The following is a 2,526-nucleotide window of genomic DNA, read 5'->3' as shown; positions in this document are numbered from 1 at the left end:
CCGCAGTGAAGGTCGCGGAGGAAACCGGCATCGACGCCGAGATCATCGACATGCGCAGCATCGGTCAGCTCACGACCGACTGGCCTCTCGTGCTGTCGTCCATTGCCAAGACAAACCGGGTCATCATCGTCGAACAGGTCGCGAGCGGCCTTTCGCTTGGCCGCCATTGGATCGCCGAGATCCAGGCACGCGCCTTCGACGACCTCGACCACGAAATACTCCACGTCACCGGCAGCCTTTCGGCGCCCGTTGTGTCGGCCGTCTTGAACAGAGCCGCGCTGGGATCCGCCGAGAGGTTGCGCGAGGCGATGGAGTTGCTTGCCCAAAGTGCCTGAACTGAAAAATGCCAGAAGGAGCATGATAATGAGACTGGGGAACTTCAATCGCATTTCGAGACATTGGAAGAATCTTGCGGCAGCGACGATGCTTGGCGGCCTTGCAGCCACGGCAATGCCGGCTGAAGCCAAGACGCTGGTCATCGCCCGCGACATGGACGTCAACTCGCTCGATATCGACAGGAGCTGGTGCGACACCTGCATGATCTACAATGCGGCCGTCTATGACGGGTTGCTGGCGTTGGACAAGGACAACAAGCTTGTGCCAGTGATCGCCGAGAGCTGGACAGTCAACGACGACCAGACGGTGTTCACCTTCAAGCTTAATCCCAAGGCGACCTTCTCCGACGGTTCCAAGGTCGAGGCCAAGGACGTGAAATGGTCGTGGGAGCGACTGAAGAATATCAAGGGCAGCCCCTCCGACCTCGCCGCCAGCATTTCATCCATCGAGACTCCCGACGCCGAAACCGTCGTGGTCAAGACCGCCGAGCCCAACTCCGAACTGCTGAACGTTCTGGCGGCGAGCTATTTCGGCGTCGTCAACAGCGACGTCGCCCAGTCGGAAGGCAAGGCCACGGCGGCGGCTGACGCGGCGCAGTCCGACCAGGCCGAACCGTGGTTCCTCGCGCATTCGGCCGGCGCCGGCCCATTCGTGCTCGAATCTTACCAGCCGGGGGCGGAGCTTAGGTTGAAGAGGAACGAAAAATACTGGCGCGAGCCGGCGAAGGTCGACGAGATCGTCATCCGTCAGGTCGGTGATGCCGTGGCCCAGGCGCAGCTTCTGCAAAGCGGACAGGCCGATGTCGCCATGAACATCGATCCGGAAACGGCCAAGACGCTCACCGGTCCGAATGTGAAGACGGAGTCGGCTCCGTCCAACAACTTCGTCTATCTCGCCATCAGCTCCGGCGCGGTCGCCAACCCGTTCCCGATCACTGCCGACATCCGTGAAGCCATCTCGCTCGCCATCGATCGCAAATCGCTTGTCGACTTTACGCTCGGCGAAGGCAATGGTAGGCTGATCTCGGTGCCCTTCCCGCTGGATTTCCCGGGCGGGGCCGGACATTCAATTCCGGAATACAGTCCTGACAAGGCAAAGGAATTACTGACCAAGGCAGGGCACGCCGACGGATTTACACTCGAGGCGACCTACCCGAAGCTCAACGTCTACGGCGTTGATTTCACGCTGGCCATGCAGAAGATCCAGCAGGATCTGGCGGCCGTGAACATCAAGCTGGAGCTCAAGCCTGTCGAGTTCCCGAACTGGCGAGAGGCCGCGACGAAGGACCACATTCCGATCACCTTCGTCTTCTTTGCCCCCGACTTCTACGGCACTTCCCAGTATGTGAACTACTTTGGCCTTGCCCCGGATACGCCCTGGGCCAAGCGCGCCGGTGCCGCGACCGACCCGTCCTTCGTCCTGCCTGAATCCAAGACCATGCTGGCGGAAGCGCTTAAGTCGGCGCCGGACAAAGCGGAGAAGATCTACTTTGACATCGGCGAGAAGATCAAAGCGCAGAACATCATCGTTCCGATGATCAGCCCAAACACGATCCTGGCTTACGGCAGCAAGGTGCATGGCGTCCGCAACTCGCCGGCTTCCAACGTTCCGCTCTATGAGATCACGCTCGACGACTGAGCACGAAATTCACGTATCCGCGAGGCGTTTGATGCGCCTCGCGGATACAGTTCCGTTCGGCCGAACCTTCCGGACTGCCGTGGTGGGCGGGCCCCCTGACCACCCAGTTGCTTTCCTGGCACCATCGTAACAGCGGATTCGCCCCCTTGTTCACAGATCGATGCCTTGATCGCCTTTTGATAGTCGAAATCGACTGATGTGGAGATTACCGTGGCATACACCGACTTCATTTTCGACGGCTACCGAAAGCGAGTTGCCGAACTCGAGGCCAGTGACAATCCTTTCGCGAGGGGGGTCGCCTATGTCGAGGGTGAGCTTTATCCGATCCACGAAGCCCGCATCCCCATTCTCGATCAGGGATTTCTCCATTCCGATCTGACCTATGACGTGCCCTCGATCTGGGACGGCCGCTTCTTCCGGCTCGACGATCATCTCGACCGTTTCGAGCGCAGCCTCAAACAGCTGCGGCTGCGCAGCTCGCTCGATCGCCACGGGATCCGGCAGAAGCTGGTGGAGATGGCGGCCAGGAGCGGCATCCGCGACGCCTATGTC

The 2,526-nt window shown here is 60.1% G+C and carries 3 protein-coding genes; all 3 read left to right on the top strand.

The window, feature by feature from the left end:
- A partial coding sequence (locus tag EOA27_RS31605) for a transketolase C-terminal domain-containing protein (RefSeq protein ID WP_281059499.1) occupies positions 1-335 on the top strand: 335 nt, incomplete at its 5' end.
- An 88-nt stretch (positions 336-423) separates the two neighbouring features.
- Positions 424-1,974: an ABC transporter substrate-binding protein gene (locus EOA27_RS31600; RefSeq protein ID WP_245491217.1), complete on the top strand. Its 1,551-nt coding sequence runs from the start codon at positions 424-426 to the stop codon at positions 1,972-1,974.
- 210 nt (positions 1,975-2,184) lie between these two features.
- Positions 2,185-2,526: aminotransferase class IV (locus tag EOA27_RS31595; protein ID WP_189562175.1), on the top strand; the 342-nt coding region annotated here is incomplete at its 3' end.

It is taken from the genome of Mesorhizobium sp. M2A.F.Ca.ET.037.01.1.1 (genome assembly GCF_003998075.1).
Classification (GTDB): domain Bacteria; phylum Pseudomonadota; class Alphaproteobacteria; order Rhizobiales; family Rhizobiaceae; genus Mesorhizobium.
This window is presented reverse-complemented; position numbering and strand designations above follow the sequence as displayed.